The organism is Methylomonas sp. HW2-6 (assembly GCF_052474525.1).
Genome location: NZ_CP184122.1, coordinates 156516 through 174558, shown reverse-complemented (window position 1 = coordinate 174558; position 18043 = coordinate 156516). Strand labels below are relative to the sequence as shown.

Below are 18043 nucleotides of genomic sequence, written 5' to 3'. Positions count from 1 at the left end.
ACTCTATATTTAGTGGCGATGAAGCCACTTTCCTACTAAATGCGGGTTCGATTGAGCAAAATTAGCGTCTAAAATATGGTTTTTCACCAACCTGTTAGGGAACCTCTAAAAATCCAATAATAATCGCTGGCGAGGCTTAAAACGGCCTCAAAAGCCGACTTTTTCAGATAATCACCTTCCTATCGAAGCCTTTTCGACCCCGATGGGCGTCATCAGGACGCAGCTGCCCTGCGAATGAGGCAAAAACGCCGATTGTTGTACGCCAAGTTCATGAAGCCGATACGCACTTCGGCGAGAGCCAGGCCGACGCAAAGGACTGACTTTCCGCCCTATTGTGCCATCCAGGCAAACACGTGCTCGACCCGACAACTGGTTTTGGATCGGGTGCTGTTGCCTTGTTTTTCCCGGTCGGTCAGCGGTTTGCCGCGAACTCCTTTGCGGTGAATCCGGCTTCGGTCGCTTCGGATCGATAGGCACTGTCGGCCCAGACGTCGCGGCTGGTGTTGCCGCTATCGAGCAAGCCGTTCAGGGCTTGGGAGTCGTGGACGCTGGCATCGGTGGCGGCGTATTTGCGCACCAGCTTGTGAGCATTATCAACGTTGACGTGGTTCTTGTATGCGAACGGCTATAGTCGCTAGAAAAAACACGAAGGTATGGCTTTCGCTCATATTACTGGGTGCACACCGATACTGCCTGTGATTATTTGTTGGGCATAAAAGAGCCGCATGGAGTATGTCTGTCATTGTTGGGCCTTAGAAGGTCAGGGCAATGAGTCTGGGATTGGCATGGTCGTGTCTGGGGACTTGATGTTTGAAGCCAGACTCTGAAAATGACACCCTATAGATTTTAATGGTAACAAAAGGAGTGTAGTCATCTTCTGGCATAAATGTCCAAAATCGACCGGTGTCAATGTCAGAAAACGACTGCACCATCTTATTGGGCTAGAACCACTTAGTGCAGTCAACTATTGAGCAAAAAAATATCAATAGACATCTGCACAGTGCGTCATTATGCTCAATACTTCTCTTCACTGAAGTGAGTATTTGGTATGGAACCCGAGTCCACTAAATTCACTGAACAGGGAGTGTTGACCTTATCTCCGGAACATTGGGAGTTGGCTCGTAAGCGAGCCAGTATCATTGGCCCACTCGCGGCCCTAGAAACCGTTGGCCATCAATCAGCCGATGAAGCCGCCCAAGAATTGGGTATCTCCAGAAGACAAGTTTATGTCCTCATTCAAAGATTCCGGCAAGGTACCGGGTTAGTGACGGATCTTGCCCCAACACACACCAGTGGGGGCAAAGGTAAAAGGCGATTAGTCGAAGCGGTAGAAAATATCATCCGTGAATTGATACGGAAAAAGTTTCTGACTCGGCAAAAGCTGACTGTCGCGAAACTTTACCGGCGTATTAAACAGGAATGTAAGACTAGAGGATTACCGGTTCCCGCCCGTAATACGGTTGCCCTAAGAATAAAATGGTTGAATCCAGTGCAGGTGAAACAAGCACGGGAAGGAGCTGATGCTGTTCGATCTTTGTTATCAGCCGGCGGCGCCCCGCCAGAAATCACCGCCATTTTGGAAGAAGTTCAGATTGACCATACGGTAATCGACCTAATTGTCGTTGACGAACGCGACCGCCAACCTATTGGTCGACCGTACCTGACCATCGCTATTGATGTGTTTAGTGATTGCATTGTCGGTATGGTCGTGACGTTAGAGCCTCCGTCCACCGTTTCTGTCGGACTCTGTCTGGCCCATATGGTTTGCGATAAGCGTCCCTGGCTTGAAGAATTACAGTTAGGTGTCGATTGGCCTATGAGTGGAAAACCCAGGTCAGTTTATGTGGATAATGCGCCGGAATTTAAAAGCGAAGCGTTGCAGCGGGGCTGTGAACAACATGGCATTTTGCTGAGTTATCGTCCGCTAGGGCAACCGCATTATGGCGGTATTATTGAACGGTTGATAGGCACCATGATGGCGGATATTCATGAACTCCCCGGTACCACCTTTTCAAATCCGCAAGCTCGCGGCGATTATGATTCTGAAAAAAAGGCCGCGTTAACACTCCATGAATTGGAACGCTGGCTAACGATAGCGGTCGCTTATTATCATGGTGAGACACATTATAATGATCTACAAGAACCCCCGGCAAAGCGTTGGTCCAAAGGGCTTACCTTAAATGGCTCGCCGCCTGTTGTCACTCATGCAAAAGCATTTCTGATCGATTTTCTGCCGATTATCCGACGCTCCTTGACGCGTACCGGTTTTAGAGTCGACTACATTGATTACTTTGCCAATACGTTAAAGCCGCTAATTGCCCGGCGGAAGAAGGGCGGCACTATGTTCCTGATACGTCGCGATCCAAGGGATATTAGCCGTATCTGGGTATTGGACCCGGATAGTCAAAAGTATCTGGAAATTCCTTACCGCTCCTTGGAAAACCCTGCCATTACGTTGTGGGAACATCGTCAAGCCATCAAACGGTTGCGAGCTGAAGGTCGGGACCAAGTGGATGAAGTTTCTCTGTTTCGGATGATCGACCAGATGCGCGATATTGTCCACGATGCCCAAAAAGCCACGAAACGAACTAGGCGAAATAATGAGCGGCTTAAACACTTAACGCATTCGACAAAGAAAAGTAAACCCCAGATACCGCCTGATCCCGACCAATCGGAAATTAAGTCTGCCGTACCCTTCAGCGACATTGAGGAGTGGTAACGATGAAAGACAATTCTATTTTAGACCTATCCCATTTGACCCCTTCAGCCCAATGCTTGGCTCATCTCCAGTCTCCCGAACGGATCACGCATATACGTGCTGAACGATGGATCGGTTACCCGCGTGCGGTGGAGGCAGTCAATCAGCTGGAGACGCTGTATCAATGGCCAGCGAAACAACGCATGCCGAATCTCCTCATTATCGGGACGACCAATAATGGAAAATCCATGATTGTTGAAAAGTTTCGGCGTCAACATCTACCCAGTTCGAGCCCGGACTCTGAGCATATTCCTGTTCTTTGTGTGCAAATGCCATCCGAACCCTCGATACTTCGCTTTCATATAGCATTGCTTGCCGCGATGGGGGCGCCACTAAGGTCGCGTCAACCTATCGCAATCTTAGAACAACAAGCACTGAGCTTAATGCGCCGTATCGGCGTCAAGATGCTAGTGATTGATGAACTGCATAATATTTTGGCTGGTAACAGCAACAGCCGGCGGGAATTTCTTAACTTGCTGCGGTTTTTAGGGAACGAACTTCGAATTCCCTTAGTGGGCGTCGGCACTCGTGACGCCTATTTGGCTATTCGTTCCGACGATCAACTGGAAAATCGTTTCGAGCCCTTGATATTACCGTTATGGCAAGTTGACAAGGATACCTGTTCGCTGCTGGCAAGTTTTGTGGCGGCATTCCCCTTGCGCCGCCCGTCCAATATTGCGACCGACGACATGGCCCAGTATCTTTTAGCTCGCTGTGAGGGCACGATAGGTGAGCTGGCATTGTTGCTGACCAAAGCTGCTATTGCCGGTATCGAAACGGGTGATGAGGCCATCAACCAAAGGACATTAGCATTAGCTGATTACGCCGGCCCGAGCGAACGCCGCCGGAAATTTGAAAGAGAGCTCAATTGAAATCGGCTCAACGATGGCCGATACATCCGATCCCCGTCGAAAACGAAGCCTTATCGTCCTGGCTGTATCGAGTTGCCAGGTGTTACCAAATGGACTTGGAACATTTATTGGTTTATGAATGGGGACAGGGGCAATTGCTGGATATCGATATTCTTCCCCCCATAGGTTTTCTTGAACTCATTGCCCAACGTAGTGGTGTAGCATTGGAGAGACTACGTTTGATGACGATGTCGGGCTGGGTGCCTTGGTTATTTGACAGTCTGGACCCTGATCCTGATTCATTCGACAGTTATGTTCATCAAATGTCGGTTTTATTTCCCCACCCAAAGCATCAGCACAGATTGATACCGAGATGGCGAGCTTGGTTGCCCAAGCAAACCCTACAGCGAGCCTGTCCTAGCTGTTTGAATGAATCAGTGGGTCACGAAACATTTAAGCTGATGTGGCAGTTCCCTTTATTTATCAGCTGTCCCATTCACGGATGCTGGCTGCAATCTTATATTGGTGATGGCCAGCTGAGTTCCTGGCATCAACCGGATGCGGTATTAATACGTGAAGCTAGTGGCGCGATCAAGACAATGGATAGGCGAACCGAGCAAGCATTGACGTGTGGGCAAGTTGACTTGCCTAGACGACCTGTACATGCCGGCATTTGGTTCCGGCTGTTACGGGCGTTAATTGAAGAATTGAGTATGCCAATTTATATCAGCAGACTGCAATCGAAAGACCTTGCAAGGATATGGGCAACATGTGGCCACCCTGTTCGAGCAGGGCAAACTCGCCAGTATCCATTCGAAATGTTAGACCTTACGGAGCAATTGCAGTTTTTGGAAGCCTCTGCGGTGGCAATGAGCATGATAGAAAACCAAGAAATAAAGGCTCGGGGTAGTCTAGCCTCCTTATTTTGGCCTGAACCGGATCAAATCGTTGACGCTGGTGATCCGCTGCCTGTGCTTCCCGAACCGACTGAAAAAGAAATTCACTATTGGCAGATAGCCGAAAGATCGTTAGCAAAGACTATTGACGAGGCTCGAAAAAACCCAGTAGTCGCAAAAGCGTTGTTTACGGTTCTGCTGTTTGGTCGTCGAGATGCCAAGGCCATGCGAACAATCCGAACACATCTATCCGCTTTTGGAATTCCTGCGAAATGGTGTCACAATAAACCAAATTCTTACCCTTTATAACACATAGATAATATTACGGGTTATATGACATTTTTTGACGGTACTGGCGAAGTCTTCTAAACTGTCACATAAACGACCGTATAAGTGACAGGTGAAGAAATGCTAATTGGATACATGCGGGTATCAAAAGCGGATGGTTCTCAGGCATGCGATTTGCAGCGCGATGCACTCTTAGCCGCCGGCGTTGACCCCGCACACATTTATGAAGACCAGGCTTCTGGAAAACGGGAAGATCGCCCAGGTCTAGCCGCTTGCATCAAAGCATTACGCGAAGGGGATACGCTGCTGGTCTGGAAGCTGGATCGGTTAGGTCGTGATTTGCGGCATTTGATTAATACCGTGCATGATCTAACAGGCCGAGACGTCGGTCTAAAAGTTTTAACAGGTCAAGGGGCAGCCATCGATACCACGACCGCCGCTGGGAAATTAGTCTTCGGAATTTTTGCAGCACTTTCCGAGTTTGAACGGGAGCTGATCTCAGAGCGAACAGTCGCCGGTTTGGCTTCGGCTCGTGCCCGCGGGCGAAAGGGAGGACGCCCCTTTAAAATGACAGCCGCCAAACTGAGGTTAGCCATGGCGGCTATGGGGCAGCCGGAGACTGTGATCGGAAATCTATGTAAGGAATTGGGTATTGCCCGGCAAACTTTATATAGACATGTTTCACCCAAGGGGGAACTGCGACCAGATGGCGTGAAACTCTTATCTAATGGTTAGAAAATGGGTGGTGACTTCTCTTACCGGCAAAATCGGCCAAATGCGGTCAGCCGAGGTTGCGTCTGAACTGACAAGATCCACGCACGAAATTACCGTTCTCCTTTACAATGCTTGGCATGCGGAACATTCTCCTTCTTGTTTATGGTTTTTGCCTTTCATTCGTTGCTTGCGCCGAAGATGCAGCAATTGCGCAGCTGTTTCGCAATACTGGAGTCAACGGTACTATCGTCATCGAATCGCTCCACACAGGACAGCGTTTCATTCATAACAATCCGCGCTCAGAACAGCCATACGCGGCCGCTTCTACGTTCAAGATTCTTAATTCCATAGTCGGTCTGGAGGAAGGTGCGATCTCCGGTACGGATGCTCAATTCCACTGGGATGGAACCCAGTACGAATTCACTGACTGGAATCATAATCAGACTTTGAAGAGCGCATTCAGGGTCAGCTGTGTGTGGTGCTATCAACAGTTGGCTAGGCGAGTTGGATCAGCGAGGTATCCAGCATATATACGGCAAGCACACTATGGTCATTTAGATGAACCATTCAATGAAACGGAGTTCTGGCTGGATGGTTCTCTCACGATCAGCGCAGCGCTGCAGGTAACGTTTTTACGACAGATCGTCGAGCGCAGCTTGCCATATAAGGCAAGCAGCTATGACACGTTGAAGGAGATTATGCTAGCTGAAGAAACCCCAAGGTATCGGTTGTATGCAAAAACGGGGTGGGCGACCCTGACGGCACCGAATGTTGGCTGGTATGTTGGCTACGTGGAAACACCAGAAGACATTTGGCTATTTGCCCTAAATCTCGATACTCGAGATGCTAAAGACTTGCCCTTGCGAATACAGATTGCCAAAGATGCTCTGCAAGCCAAAGGCATCTTACCTTAAAGCCAAGATCAGGTATTGATGTAGGCCAATGCCCGCTTTGGGTCGAAATGCCACATTCGCAATCTCCCCGTAAGATATTTCTAACCAATCCACCCTATTAAAGTAGTGCAGTCGTCTTCTGATATTCGTGCAGTCGTCTTCTGACATTGACACCGGTTTCGGACAGTCTTTAAAAGACATGTACTAAAGTAGGCTAATTCAATTACGGACATGTGTTATTATTCGTACATCCCTTTCGGACGGAATTAGCGCATGTCACGCGTCTTTGCTTACTGTCGAGTGTCGACCACAGACCAGACTACTCAAAATCAAAACCTGGAAATTCAATCTGCCGGCTTCGCCATTCAGCCGCATCGTTTGATTGAAGAAAGCATCAGCGGTTCAGTCGCGGCGAAAGAGCGACCTGGCTTTAATAAATTGATCGACCGGATGGAATCGGGCGATGTGTTGGTAGTCACCAAACTGGATCGCCTCGGCCGCAACGCCATGGATGTCAGAGCCACGGTCGAGCATCTTTCTGATTCCGGAGTGCGTGTCCATTGTCTGGCGTTAGGTGGCGTTGATCTGACCAGCTCAGCCGGCAAGATGACCATGCAGGTGATCGCAGCGGTCGCTGAATTTGAGCGTGACCTGTTGATTGAGCGAACCCAAGCCGGCATTAGTCGCGCAAAGGCGGCGGGTAAACAGTTTGGCAGGCCACCGGCACTCAGTGCGGATGCCCGCGCTGAAGTAGTCAAACGATTGGCTGCTGGCATTAACATTTCGGAATTGGCTCGGGAATTCAAAACCACTCGGCAAACCATTATGCGTATCCGGGAAGCGGCTTTGAAATCACCGCAATCTGAAAATACGGTCCACTCGCCTGGGGAGTAAGTAATGAATCATGTGTATTTGGAACGGCATGATGACAAAGACAACCTGCATCGTTTTTATCAGATATTTGTGGCACCCGGTCTATTTGACGATTAGTCGCTGATCAATGAGTGGGGCGGGGTGGTTCTCCGGGTACGGTGAGGAAGAAATGGTTCGATACCTGTTATAACCTGCAATCATCCAAATCGACTCAGCAATATTGGTCGCGCGTTCTGACAAAGCAGCTTAAACTACACGCTTGACTGATTCACCTTCACAGGAGTCTCTAGATGTCTCTGCCCATGTATAGCTTGCTTAATAGCACATTTCGAATGTCTAGATTCTCCGCTTTTATAATCGGAGCTACTAGTTAACTTTGAACAGATGCCAGACAAGGAAATCCATTGCAATTTCGATTAATCCCTGCATTTCTTGTCTTTCTGGGCTCTTACTTTCCGCTGGCCATCATTCTTGGTTTGCAGGACATAAAGCAAGAGTTTTGGGAAAAAGAGCTTTGCCATAGCTGGCGTAACTGCGTTCTTCCCTCTAGCAATCACCCTTATTTGTCGTTATCGACTATTGCAGTAACACTGCTATGCCTTGCTCTTACGATCATGATATTGCGCCGTTTACGGTACAAGTATCCGCTTACCGTCATTGAATCCAAGCCTATTCCAAGTGAGCTTATAAGCTATAGCTTTCCTTACATTGTTTCCTTCATGGGTGTCGATTATGGATCGGCAGGAAAGATTGCAGGATTGGCGGTTTTTTTGATTTGGCTTTTTCTGATTACTTATCGGGCGGGCCAAATCATAATGAATCCTATCCTTTTGGTCATGGGGTGGAATTTATATGAAGCCAAAGTTTCGATTAATCATCACGAAAGGATAATAAAGCTGTTAAGCACGGAGTCTCCGACTCCAGGCACATATTTTTGTCAAGAGGTTCAGGGGAGTTACATAAGTATGGGGAAAAGAAAGGAATGACTGATTTTTTAGATTGGAAGCAGTTCGATTACGACAACTCGACCGTTCAGCTTTGGGTTTTTAAGAAAAGCTCGACAGCAGTGAAGTTTCGGGCTTGGCACGTAAGAACCGACGAGCAGGTTGAAGACCTTTTTCGTAGCGCGATTAAATCGGCAACTTCGAGAATTTCTGAAACCGTGACTTACACCCACTTATCGCAAAATAACGAAAACAGTTGCTTGACGCATGCACTAGAAGAAAGCGATGGATTAATCGCGTTACTGCAAGTTGTAGATGTTCCCGAAGCCGAAAACACCGACGCGGCACTTAAGCAACTGAAAGGAGCAGTTGGCTATTTGGTCAAATTCCAGAATGGTGATGATACAGTTTACGCCATTAGAAAAACTGCTCCGACATGGCGACCCCGTGTTCGCAACACGATGATTAACGCCATTTTTGTAAACGGCGAGCTGTCTGTTGTACCCGAGGAAACTTTTACTTTCGATTCGTATTTTGACTTTTACTGTTTAAACGAGACGATTTTTGTAGCCTCAAAAAAAGCATATGAAAGCACCGTTTCAGATAAGGCTGTGTACAAAAAGAGCTTTGACGATCTAACTGTGGATCCACAATTTCTTTCACTGTTCAGCGACATTGAGCCCCTGAAACAATTTGTGGGTCAAAATGCGATACAACTCAGGAGAATGACGGTTATCCAACAAAAGGCACTGTATACTCGTCCAGATTTCCCTGAAAGCCTAAGGAGAGTAAACACAGGACGCAATTGGGGCATCAATTTCGATGGAAATGGAAAAATTGTTGTTTGCAATCAAACGGCAAGGGTTCTTATGCAAGTGCTGTTAGATCACCGTTTGTTAAGCGAAGTAACCGAAACCATTTATGATGTTCCTGATGCGGAAATTGTGTAGCCAGCATAGATGCATTAGGATCATAGAATGCGCTATCGCGTACCTTTTATGGTACTTGTAATATCAGAATTTAATTATCAGCAAAAAGAGAAAGAAAAATGCCACTTATAAATAAATCTGAACTCAATTACAGATATAGCTGGACTGCTATTCCTGGTGACAACCCTAAAGTTACTGGTGAACCTGACAGTACACGATTTAGCCGTAATGAGGGATACGAAGTACTTTATTTAATTAATAAACTTGCCGAAATATGGGGCTTTAAAAAATTGGCTTCTGCACACAAAATGGAAAAAATGATTAAAAACGAACTTCCTTCTGATATTCAAACACAAAAAGGTGTTAAAGATTGGATCAAGGCAAATTGGTAAACAAGAATGGAACTGTGCATCACTGAAATTGTTGATGATGGATATTCTATCGATAAAGAGGTGGTATGGCTGAAATGCCGAACCTCTTCAAATAATATGGTCGCATTCTGGGGCGAGCTAGGCGGACCGAATCGAAACATAGGGTCGTTAAGGCATCAACAACTGCCAGTTTATTTGGAAATCTCGGCTCCGAAGGACTGTATTCCTACGCCATGGGAGAAGTCTGAATTTAATCTATCCCTGAGTGTCCCATCAAATGTCGGGATTTATATCGACCCCGAGCGCTAAACGCCCAGCCCGCGTAAGATGTCTGAATTTTAATTAGATTTCATGAACCACTGGCTGGATGCATCGCAACGTAACCTCGTTCCGCTGAGTAAGTCTACGTCGTTTACTGAGGCGTTACGGGAGTGGCTCTTTACCGGAAACGTGTTTGACTACGATGACGAAGACATCGAGTGCGAGCTTTGCGAGCATCCCGATCTTTCACACCACTTCGAGATTCGTAATACTTTGAACGACAATCGTCTGCTTGTCGGTTCGAGCTGCATTCTCAAGTTTTCGGAAATCAATATTCACGACGCTCTTGGGCAAGAAGTTACGGACCCTGACGAACGTAAGTTCTATTTGGAGGATGCGCTTCGAAAAAAGTTGACGGAAATCATGCTTGAACCGCTGCGAGAGCTTTGGCTCAAGGATAAGGAGTACCGCGGGAATATTGAGTCGAAGGCAAGGTACCTGAAGGCCGGAAGCGGTATTTCGCCGCGAGAACTCCTGTTTCTCTTTCGGCGCATGGAGTTCTATAACATTCCTTACACAGCCAAGCGGTATAAAGTCTCCTTGCGTTCTTATTCTGAGCAAAGAGAGCTTCATCAAATGTCGCAGGAGGATCTGCATAAGATCAAACCAGCGTTATCGGCTACCCAAGTAAAGAAGTATGCGCATATCTTAGAGGCTGTTTGGAAACTCCGAAGCCAGGCCATATAGGGCAAGGCTTTGGGGTTTTTTAGTTGTTAAATTGCGTTTATGGTCAGAGGCCACGCCAGACGCGACTTGGTTTGATAATTTCCAAACAGCCTCTTAGGGGCGTAGAACGCGTTGAGCGAAAGCGATAAGCATTAAACGAGAAAGATGCGATTCGTACCACATCTTATCCTTCGAAACACACCTAGTTGACAAAAGCGCGATTTTGCACAATCATTAGGTTGACAAAATTGGAAATTTGCACAAAAGGTGCCCGATGAAACTTCCTATACACTATAAACCCGACTTAACCAACGAACGCCTTAATATCATTGCCGGCATTCTGTTAGAGGAATACAACAAAACGCTGGACGATCTTAATTCCGACTATGATGGTCCTTATACCTGGGGCTGCACTGCATTTGGCCGTCAGAGGAAGAGAATTATCGATTTAGTTATATCGCAGAAATATCCTTGGTTGGAGCTTTCAAACAGCGCAAACGATCTGGTTTTTAAGATCGGCTCTGTTCCGTGCCGCTTTAGCACTGATAATCCTAATAATCCCAAAAAGAACGCAACGCTGATTCCTAACCGTTATCAACAATCGATGATTGATGAAACGGCAAACGACGAGCCGTGCCGGTTCTGTTTTATTTTAGACAAAGGTTATAACGACGACCAGGAACCCAGAGTGGTCTTTTTGGGTTTCGATGCGGCCGATGTCATTAAATGTGAATGGAAATCTGATACTGTCACTACGTTGCATAGCGTTGCTCCGGTTGTTACGCCGAATGCGGTTGAAATCGGCAAGCCTGCCGTTACGCCTAAACGTCCATCGACCGATGGCGATGTCGATCAGGCCGGGGAGAAATGAGCGCGGAGTTTTTGTCTCAAAACCTTCGGCTGGCCAGGCTATTCAATGAACTTTCGTTACAGGAATTGGCTGATGCGGTCGGTAAATCCCGACAATATTTGAGTCGGTTAGAGTCCGGAATTGAACAGCCGACTGAAGGTCTGGCACTGAGCTTAGCGGAAGCTTTGGATGTATTGCCGGGCTTTTTTACGGCGTTGGATGCAATGCCGATTGCCGACGAACAGTGCCATTTTCGTAAGCAACTGACAACGAAGGTGGCTTTACGGCAGGTTGCCCGTGCAAAAGGCGAGATGTTTAAGCGGCTGGTATCTGTCTTGGACCGGAATCTGGATTTTCCGACCTACGGCTTTCTGCATGAGGAGCCTGCTACTCCGGAAGACATCGAGAAAGTTGCCGATGCGTGCCGTGCCAAGTGGGGATTAGGGCTAGGGCCCATTGCTAATATGATCAGGGTGGCTGAGAATGCCGGCGCAGTGTTGATGCATATGGACGGGTTGTCCAACGAAATCGATGCGATTTCTTTTGCAACGCGAAGGCCGGTGATTACGCTGAATGCGGAAGGCAAATCGGCTTGCAGAATCCGGTTCGGCATCGCTCACGAGATTGGGCATTTAACGATGCATGTCGGTGTTCAAACCGGCGACCGTTTGACAGAAAGCCAAGCTAACCGGTTTGCGAGTGCTTTTTTAATGCCAAGAGCTTACTTCATTAAAGAATGTCAGCAGGCGTTTAGGGGCAGTCGTTTTAGCTGGTCTGCGATGTCCGATATCAAGCTAAAGTGGAAGGTTTCCAAAGCTGCCATTTTGTACCGAGGTCGGCAATTGGGTGTGTTTTCCGAAGATCAATACAGGTCTGGTGTTATTTATTTACGCCGGCACAGTCAGGCAATTAAGGAAGATGAAGATGATGCAATTGTTCCGGAGGTACCTGAGATTGTTTACGATGGTTTACTAGTGCTTGAACAGCAATGTGGTATGCCGCGTAGCGCCATTGCACGGGAAATGTTCATAAAACCGAAATTGCTTGATCAATTGTTAGGCGTACAGGAAACGGTGAGTGCGGAGAACGTTGTTAATCTTTTTGGCCAAATAGCTGGAAAAGCTAAACAACATTGTGAATCGTAAGTATCAAAATGTTAATTTTCTCGGCCTCAATCGTGAGGCAGAAAATCTACATGCGGTAGCCAAGTAGGGTATGCAATTCGTAGCCTACTTTATTTAAATAACAACCATTCTGCAAAACGGCATAAAAAATTTACCATTAAAATCGGCCATGTTTGCCAGTGTTAGCATTGCGTATGAATAGCTGGCACGCGTTATTCTGTATTGTGGCTGGCAAAACACAGGCTCACAGTGGAAAAGTTGTAAGCTGTTTTGCAAGCTCGGCATCAGACTCAGCTTTTTGTTCATTGGCGCATGACCCTTCAAGCTACGACCGAACGATAGGAGCGGTATGAGTCGAGAGATTCACATGTCGTTGCGTGAGAGCGTGTGATTCCCACGCTCTACTCGACCACCTAGGCGACCCTTAACCGAAGGCTTGCTTTGCTATAGCCTTTCAGAACAGAGAAATTTCAAAGGACTCTGTTGATGGATTCCCGTAATTCCGCTATTCTATATTTCAGGATTTTTACAAATTGATGCGCCGCCATATCGAATACCAGGAGACGACCTTGTTGAATAAAGTTTCAACTGACGAAAGCTCGGATACACCGGAAAACAGTCCAACTCAGGCATTGGTGGATTCTGAAAATACAGACGGACGCCAACCGCTTGTACCACTCAGTTTCAAAGTAACGAAAGAATTCAAAAAAAGATACCAGCAGGCAGCATTGAATGCTGATATGAAACTGATAGAGCTTTTATCGGAAATGTTGGAAGACTGGGAAAAAAAGGGGAAAACAACACAATGAAGCAGTCATGATTTCAGGGATGGCTCTGAACTTCACAGATTTTGGAGCAGGCGCAATTTCACCACTCAGGGAAATGGGCGCTTATGAAGCGCTGTGGGATGAGAAAGGCGCAACCTTCAAAACTATTTCTGAGAAATTCTCAGCAGCTCCCGGCGCTGTGCCTTCAGATTTTGTCCCTGCACCCAAGGCCATTGAATATGCTGATTTTGTCATGAAGCGTTTTCAGAATGCCATGATCAAGAGCTTTGGGGTTCGCGTTCATGGTGCTGGAGAATACCCTGAAAAACTTCGTGATGCCGTCTATCCGATTGAATTGTTGTATTACCAGGGCTGGTGGGATTTAGTACAATCCCGCAGCGTTGCAGTTGTTGGTACCCGCAAACCAACAAAAGAAGGCTTGGCAAGAACCCGTAAGCTGGTCCGCCATCTGGTAGAAGACGAATTCACAATCGTGTCCGGCCTGGCAATGGGCATTGATACCGAGGCTCACACCACAGCTATAAATGCTAACGGCCGCACTATAGCCGTGATCGGAACGCCACTGACACACAATTACCCGAAAGAGAATGCTGATCTGCAACGTCTTATTGCTGAGAAGTTTCTCCTCATCAGCCAGGTACCTTTGCGGCGCTATGAAAATCAGGATTATCGCTCTAACAGGACATTTTTCCCGGAACGAAACATCACGATGTCGGCGCTGACAGAAGCTACCATCATTGTCGAAGCGGGAGAAACATCCGGAACCTTGATTCAGGCGCGGGCCGCGTTGAAACAAGGCAGAAAACTATTCATTCTCGATAGCTGTTTTCAGAACAAGACGCTGACATGGCCGCAAAAATACGCTGAACAAGGTGCTATTCGGGTAAAGGATTACAATGACATCAAACAGCACCTTTCCACAAAGACTGACTGAAATCGATGATCTGACGCGGCCGGATCACTATTACCTTACTGCTGACGACACCTGTTATTTTCTTGGTGAATATACGGCAAGGGAAGGGTATGCGTTCAGTGCCACTAACAGCCTGATCATCAATTTCAAAAAATCGGTTGATAAACGCGGTACAACCCAATGGCGATATAAAGACCTCGCTATCCAACAGAGCGCGATAGCATTAAGGAATTCCATCAATCCCGAAGCCTTGAACAACGTAACACTGGTTCCAATCCCACCTTCCAAGGCAAAAGATGATCCTCTCTATGATGATCGTCTGCTTCGGATGCTGAAATTGATCAGACCCTTGCCGCCCCTCGATATCCGCGAATTGATTGTTCAAAACACAAGCACGCTGGCCGCGCATGACAGTGATAGCAGACCCAGGCCAGAAGACCTTGAAAATCTTTACGAGATTGATCAGTCCCTTGTCACCCCGCAACCACAGCTCATTGCTGTATTCGATGACGTACTGACAACTGGCTCGCATTTCAAAGCAGCTCAATCTCTGATACAGAAAACATTCCCTGGAGTTCGTATTATCGGGGTCTTTATAGCGAGGAGGGCGCGGGGAACGATGGACTTCAACGATATTTTTGGAAATATAGAATAATCCTGAATCAGCAATGAATTGTATAAAAATTATGGCTTTGTCACACAACACGGATTCGAGAAAATGACATCTGTGAATATCCGGGCGATCCGGCAGAAAATCACCCGCATTAATACAGGCGGTAAGCCGCGTGTCCTTGATCTCTTTTCTGGTTGTGGAGGCCTTTCTGTAGGATTCAATGCAGCAGGATTTGTAATTGCTGCCGCCATTGAAAACGATCCTTATGCTGCTGCATCACATGGCCTCAATTTTCACGGAAAAGATGCAGCTCATTCTATGGCGCGGGACATAACCAGTACCAGCCCTGACGAATTAGTGCGTGAGCTTGATCTTGGATGCAAAAGCTCGGATGCCTTTGATGTCCTTATTGGTGGGCCTCCGTGCCAGGCATTTGCACGTGTCGGTCGTTCCAAATTGCGTGAGATTGACGAACATCCGGAAGCCTTCAAACATGATCCACGTGCGCGACTTTATATCGATTATCTGCGTTACGTTGAAGCCTGTGCGCCATTGGCGGTACTGGTAGAAAACGTTCCTGATGTACTGAACCACGGCGGACAAAATATCGCCGAAGAAATATGCGAGGCATTGCAACAGAGAGGATATGTGTGCGGCTACACACTGTTGAATGCTGCGTTCTATGGTGTGCCGCAGATGCGCGAACGTATGTTTCTGATTGCGTATCATCAGGAGATTGCGACAGAGGTAAATTTTCCTGAGCCAACACACTGGATCGATCTGCCACCAGGCTATGAAGGATCGCGGTCCGTCGCGCTTAAATTTCTTGATGATCGTCAGCCAGGTGATGCTCATTCATATGTTGAGCCTCCCAGACCGAATCGCAGTCTGAAACCGGCGGTAACAGCCGGAGATGCCCTTGGTGACCTTCCTCCGATATATGCCAGGGAACTGATAAAATCAGGTGCCTTGCGACGCGGTGCCAGGCGCTTCGATGATCCGATGCCTTATAGTGCGGCACCTTCCAATGCTTATACCAGGCTAATGCGCAGATGGCCAGGCTTTAAGGCTCCGGAATTCCTTACCGATCATGTGATTCGCTATCTTCCTCGTGATTACGATCTGTTTGCCAGAATGAATGCTGGTGACCAGTATCCTGAAGCCTACAGACATGCTCTTGATATGTTTGAAGAACGTATAGCAGAACTTATTAATCAAGGAATAAAAGTTCGAAACGGTTCCTCTGAGTATCAGCGTATTAAAGCATCGATTGTTCCGCCCTACGACGTCGGGAAGTTTCCGAATAAGTGGCGAAAGATGTGGCGTGACCAGCCGGCTCGTACCTTGATGGCTCATCTGGGTAAAGACAGCTATAGTCATATTCATTATGACAGCAGCCAGGCTCGCACAATATCAGTTCGTGAGGCGGCGCGGCTACAGTCATTCCCTGATGGATTTATGTTCTGTGGCACGATGAATCCGGCATTCCGTCAGATCGGAAATGCGGTTCCGCCACTCATGGCAAAAGCAATTGGCCTTCAGATCATGAAGGCACTCACAAAAGAATCAAAAGAGAGGATGGATGAAACTCGTCGAGAGACAACAGCAGTTTATTGAAGAGATTCAGAAATACTTCGGAACCTCGAAAGCAACGCGTCCCAACAAGCTGTTCGGCGTTTCCAATAGCGCTAAAATTGTCGAAGGAGGCATGCAGATCGGCGTTGTCAATCTCGAAAGTGCGAGAGACGATGCAGAGGCTTTTATATTCGCATGCGTAATGAAATTCCCACCAGAAGATGAAGTGTATTTTGCAGTTCTGGTGCGGAAAGACAAAGCCACGCTATTGGCGCGTCTCGCTGAGATGAAAAAACTAGGCGCCGCTGCCAAAACGGCCAGTGAGACTGTAGACTCTGGAGCCGAATCTGGCGAAGAGGACACAGAGGCTGAATCAGTGATGAAGTACAGTGCCCGCAATAATCTGACACCTATTTATATAGCCAGTGATGGCCGTCTGTGGTTAAGAAATAAAGGATTCTGGAACAGCCTGGCGATTGATCTTACTCCGTTTGGTCCAGCAGCAGAGCCTGATGAAATCGTTGTTGCGTTATATCCTCCAACGGCATCCGCAAGGCGAAGTCTTCTTGCTCGTGAGTTTATCGGCTGGCTGGGAAGTCTGATCGGTCGGGAGAAAATTCATGAGCTGGCCGTATGGACCGATACGGCAATAGTCAGACCAGAGATGCGGCGCATGCCGCATACAATTGAAATCAGCGAACTGGAATCCGGTGTTGCAGGACTGGGTGGCTACTATACGAATGGCGAAGTACGCCGCCTGCATGCGGCACTGAATTTTCTAAGTCATAAACATTTTGTTATCCTTTCCGGTCTGTCCGGGACAGGCAAGACGCAGCTAGCGCTGAAATATGCACGTGCCGTTCATGGCATTACGTCATCAGAGGCTGCTGACCCGTTCCTGTTTGTGTGCCCGGTCAGGCCAGAGTGGACCGATCCGACAGGGCTTACAGGATATTACGATGTGCTTTCGAACCGTTATGTCGTCCCAACATTTCTTGAAGCGGTCCTGGTCGCAACAGCGCATCGGGATTCGCCGGTCTTTGTAATTCTTGATGAATTGAATCTCGCACGGGTCGAATATTACCTGTCTGACGTTCTGTCCTGCATTGAAACTGGTAGTGCACTTCAGCTTCATTCAAACAGTGTTCCACTTGAAGGCACTACCGGAACCAGTATCCGTGCCGAACTGCCGCTACCATCCAATCTGTTCATTGTCGGCACGATCAATATTGATGAAACGACAAACCCTGTTAGCGATAAGGTACTTGACCGCGCGTCAGTAATCGACATGTCGGCAGTTGACGTGCCAGGGTTTCTGGCCGATCTTGTTGCAAGAGCACCGGAACTGAAGGAAGCAAGTGACATTTGCGAAGCAAAGCTCACGGAAATTCATGGCATTATGGCGCAATATGGTGTTGGCTTCGGTTATCGGGTAGTGGAAGAGTTCATTCACTATCACGCATTCAATGCCAGACATCTGGAACAGGATGCCGACACTGTGACCGATGACCTTCTGATGCAGAAGGTCCTAGTAAAACTACGTGGCGCTGAGCGTCAGCGGCCGCTGCTGACCGGTATCGAAAAGGCCTGTAAACATCTGCCGCGTGCAAATGCGCTTATACTGCGACTGCTGAGCGATCTTGATGAGTTCGGCTCATTCCAGGCGATGCGGTGAG

The 18043-nt window shown here is 47.6% G+C and carries 18 protein-coding genes and 1 pseudogene; 18 read left to right on the top strand and 1 reads right to left on the bottom strand.

Going from position 1 to position 18043, the window contains the following annotated elements; genetic code table 11:
- Positions 1-412 precede the first annotated feature (412 nt).
- Positions 413-607, bottom strand: a pseudogene (locus ACH518_RS00915) (transposase); the annotation flags it as partial.
- A 441-nt stretch (positions 608-1048) separates the two neighbouring features.
- On the opposite strand from ACH518_RS00915, the gene ACH518_RS00910 reads away from it, so the two are divergent.
- From ACH518_RS00910 to ACH518_RS00825, 18 genes are all read left to right on the top strand, one after another.
- Positions 1049-2719: a Mu transposase C-terminal domain-containing protein gene (locus ACH518_RS00910; RefSeq protein ID WP_445370027.1), complete on the top strand. Its 1671-nt coding sequence runs from the start codon at positions 1049-1051 to the stop codon at positions 2717-2719.
- A 2-nt stretch (positions 2720-2721) separates the two neighbouring features.
- Complete coding sequence (locus ACH518_RS00905) at positions 2722-3630, top strand: TniB family NTP-binding protein (protein ID WP_445370026.1); 909 nt, start codon at positions 2722-2724, stop codon at positions 3628-3630.
- Positions 3627-4814, top strand: a complete 1188-nt coding sequence (locus tag ACH518_RS00900) for a TniQ family protein (RefSeq protein WP_445370025.1) — start codon at positions 3627-3629, stop codon at positions 4812-4814. Before ACH518_RS00905 ends, ACH518_RS00900 begins: the two co-directional genes overlap by 4 nt.
- 99 nt (positions 4815-4913) lie before the next feature.
- Positions 4914-5528 (top strand): recombinase family protein, encoded by a 615-nt coding sequence (locus ACH518_RS00895; RefSeq protein WP_319961012.1) that lies wholly within the window; start codon positions 4914-4916, stop codon positions 5526-5528.
- 116 nt (positions 5529-5644) lie between these two features.
- Positions 5645-6421 carry a class D beta-lactamase gene (gene blaOXA / locus ACH518_RS00890; RefSeq protein WP_445370024.1) on the top strand — a complete coding sequence of 259 codons (777 nt, stop codon included), beginning with the start codon at positions 5645-5647 and terminating at the stop codon, positions 6419-6421.
- Positions 6422-6673: 252 nt separating this feature from the next.
- Positions 6674-7294 carry a recombinase family protein gene (locus tag ACH518_RS00885; RefSeq protein ID WP_445370023.1) on the top strand — a complete coding sequence of 207 codons (621 nt, stop codon included), beginning with the start codon at positions 6674-6676 and terminating at the stop codon, positions 7292-7294.
- A 383-nt stretch (positions 7295-7677) separates the two neighbouring features.
- The gene (locus tag ACH518_RS00880) at positions 7678-8259 is read left to right on the top strand and encodes a hypothetical protein (RefSeq protein ID WP_256611976.1); all 582 of its coding nucleotides are present in this window, start codon (positions 7678-7680) and stop codon (positions 8257-8259) included.
- The gene (locus ACH518_RS00875) at positions 8256-9167 is read left to right on the top strand and encodes a Kiwa anti-phage protein KwaB-like domain-containing protein (RefSeq protein ID WP_256611975.1); all 912 of its coding nucleotides are present in this window, start codon (positions 8256-8258) and stop codon (positions 9165-9167) included. The genes ACH518_RS00880 and ACH518_RS00875 overlap by 4 nt, the downstream gene beginning before the upstream one ends.
- Positions 9168-9265: 98 nt before the next feature.
- Positions 9266-9538, top strand: coding sequence for a hypothetical protein (locus ACH518_RS00870; RefSeq protein ID WP_445370022.1), 273 nt, complete (start codon positions 9266-9268; stop codon positions 9536-9538).
- A 6-nt stretch (positions 9539-9544) separates the two neighbouring features.
- On the top strand, positions 9545-9826 hold the full coding sequence (locus ACH518_RS00865) for a hypothetical protein (protein WP_445370021.1): 282 nt from the start codon (positions 9545-9547) through the stop codon (positions 9824-9826).
- Between the two features lie 42 nt (positions 9827-9868).
- Entirely contained in the window at positions 9869-10525 is a 657-nt protein-coding gene (locus ACH518_RS00860; protein ID WP_445370020.1) for a hypothetical protein, read from the top strand.
- A 253-nt stretch (positions 10526-10778) separates the two neighbouring features.
- Positions 10779-11375 (top strand): hypothetical protein, encoded by a 597-nt coding sequence (locus ACH518_RS00855; protein ID WP_445370019.1) that lies wholly within the window; start codon positions 10779-10781, stop codon positions 11373-11375.
- Positions 11372-12499: an ImmA/IrrE family metallo-endopeptidase gene (locus ACH518_RS00850; protein ID WP_445370018.1), complete on the top strand. Its 1128-nt coding sequence runs from the start codon at positions 11372-11374 to the stop codon at positions 12497-12499. Before ACH518_RS00855 ends, ACH518_RS00850 begins: the two co-directional genes overlap by 4 nt.
- A gap of 548 nt (positions 12500-13047) precedes the next feature.
- On the top strand, positions 13048-13287 hold the full coding sequence (locus ACH518_RS00845; RefSeq protein WP_445370017.1) for a hypothetical protein: 240 nt from the start codon (positions 13048-13050) through the stop codon (positions 13285-13287).
- 7 nt (positions 13288-13294) lie between these two features.
- Positions 13295-14200, top strand: coding sequence for a DNA-processing protein DprA (locus ACH518_RS00840; RefSeq protein ID WP_445370016.1), 906 nt, complete (start codon positions 13295-13297; stop codon positions 14198-14200).
- The gene (locus ACH518_RS00835) at positions 14163-14834 is read left to right on the top strand and encodes a hypothetical protein (protein ID WP_445370015.1); all 672 of its coding nucleotides are present in this window, start codon (positions 14163-14165) and stop codon (positions 14832-14834) included. The genes ACH518_RS00840 and ACH518_RS00835 overlap by 38 nt, the downstream gene beginning before the upstream one ends.
- A gap of 63 nt (positions 14835-14897) precedes the next feature.
- On the top strand, positions 14898-16409 hold the full coding sequence (locus ACH518_RS00830; protein ID WP_256611966.1) for a DNA cytosine methyltransferase: 1512 nt from the start codon (positions 14898-14900) through the stop codon (positions 16407-16409).
- The gene (locus ACH518_RS00825) at positions 16375-18042 is read left to right on the top strand and encodes an McrB family protein (RefSeq protein WP_445370014.1); all 1668 of its coding nucleotides are present in this window, start codon (positions 16375-16377) and stop codon (positions 18040-18042) included. The genes ACH518_RS00830 and ACH518_RS00825 overlap by 35 nt, the downstream gene beginning before the upstream one ends.
- The last annotated feature ends 1 nt before the right edge of the window (position 18043 follow it).

Bases quoted from the DNA above. Each gene is read 5' to 3' on its own strand.
- ACH518_RS00840 (WP_445370016.1), top strand. From the start codon at position 13,295: ATGATTTCAGGGATGGCTCTGAACTTCACAGATTTTGGAGCAGGCGCA.
- ACH518_RS00870 (WP_445370022.1), top strand. From the start codon at position 9,266: ATGCCACTTATAAATAAATCTGAACTCAATTACAGATATAGCTGGACT.
- ACH518_RS00910 (WP_445370027.1), top strand. From the start codon at position 1,049: ATGGAACCCGAGTCCACTAAATTCACTGAACAGGGAGTGTTGACCTTA.
- ACH518_RS00875 (WP_256611975.1), top strand. From the start codon at position 8,256: ATGACTGATTTTTTAGATTGGAAGCAGTTCGATTACGACAACTCGACC.
- ACH518_RS00835 (WP_445370015.1), top strand. From the start codon at position 14,163: ATGACATCAAACAGCACCTTTCCACAAAGACTGACTGAAATCGATGAT.
- ACH518_RS00895 (WP_319961012.1), top strand. From the start codon at position 4,914: ATGCTAATTGGATACATGCGGGTATCAAAAGCGGATGGTTCTCAGGCA.
- ACH518_RS00905 (WP_445370026.1), top strand. From the start codon at position 2,722: ATGAAAGACAATTCTATTTTAGACCTATCCCATTTGACCCCTTCAGCC.
- ACH518_RS00850 (WP_445370018.1), top strand. From the start codon at position 11,372: ATGAGCGCGGAGTTTTTGTCTCAAAACCTTCGGCTGGCCAGGCTATTC.
- ACH518_RS00830 (WP_256611966.1), top strand. From the start codon at position 14,898: ATGACATCTGTGAATATCCGGGCGATCCGGCAGAAAATCACCCGCATT.
- ACH518_RS00885 (WP_445370023.1), top strand. From the start codon at position 6,674: ATGTCACGCGTCTTTGCTTACTGTCGAGTGTCGACCACAGACCAGACT.
- ACH518_RS00825 (WP_445370014.1), top strand. From the start codon at position 16,375: ATGAAACTCGTCGAGAGACAACAGCAGTTTATTGAAGAGATTCAGAAA.
- blaOXA (WP_445370024.1), top strand. From the start codon at position 5,645: ATGCGGAACATTCTCCTTCTTGTTTATGGTTTTTGCCTTTCATTCGTT.
- ACH518_RS00865 (WP_445370021.1), top strand. From the start codon at position 9,545: ATGGAACTGTGCATCACTGAAATTGTTGATGATGGATATTCTATCGAT.
- ACH518_RS00860 (WP_445370020.1), top strand. From the start codon at position 9,869: ATGAACCACTGGCTGGATGCATCGCAACGTAACCTCGTTCCGCTGAGT.
- ACH518_RS00855 (WP_445370019.1), top strand. From the start codon at position 10,779: ATGAAACTTCCTATACACTATAAACCCGACTTAACCAACGAACGCCTT.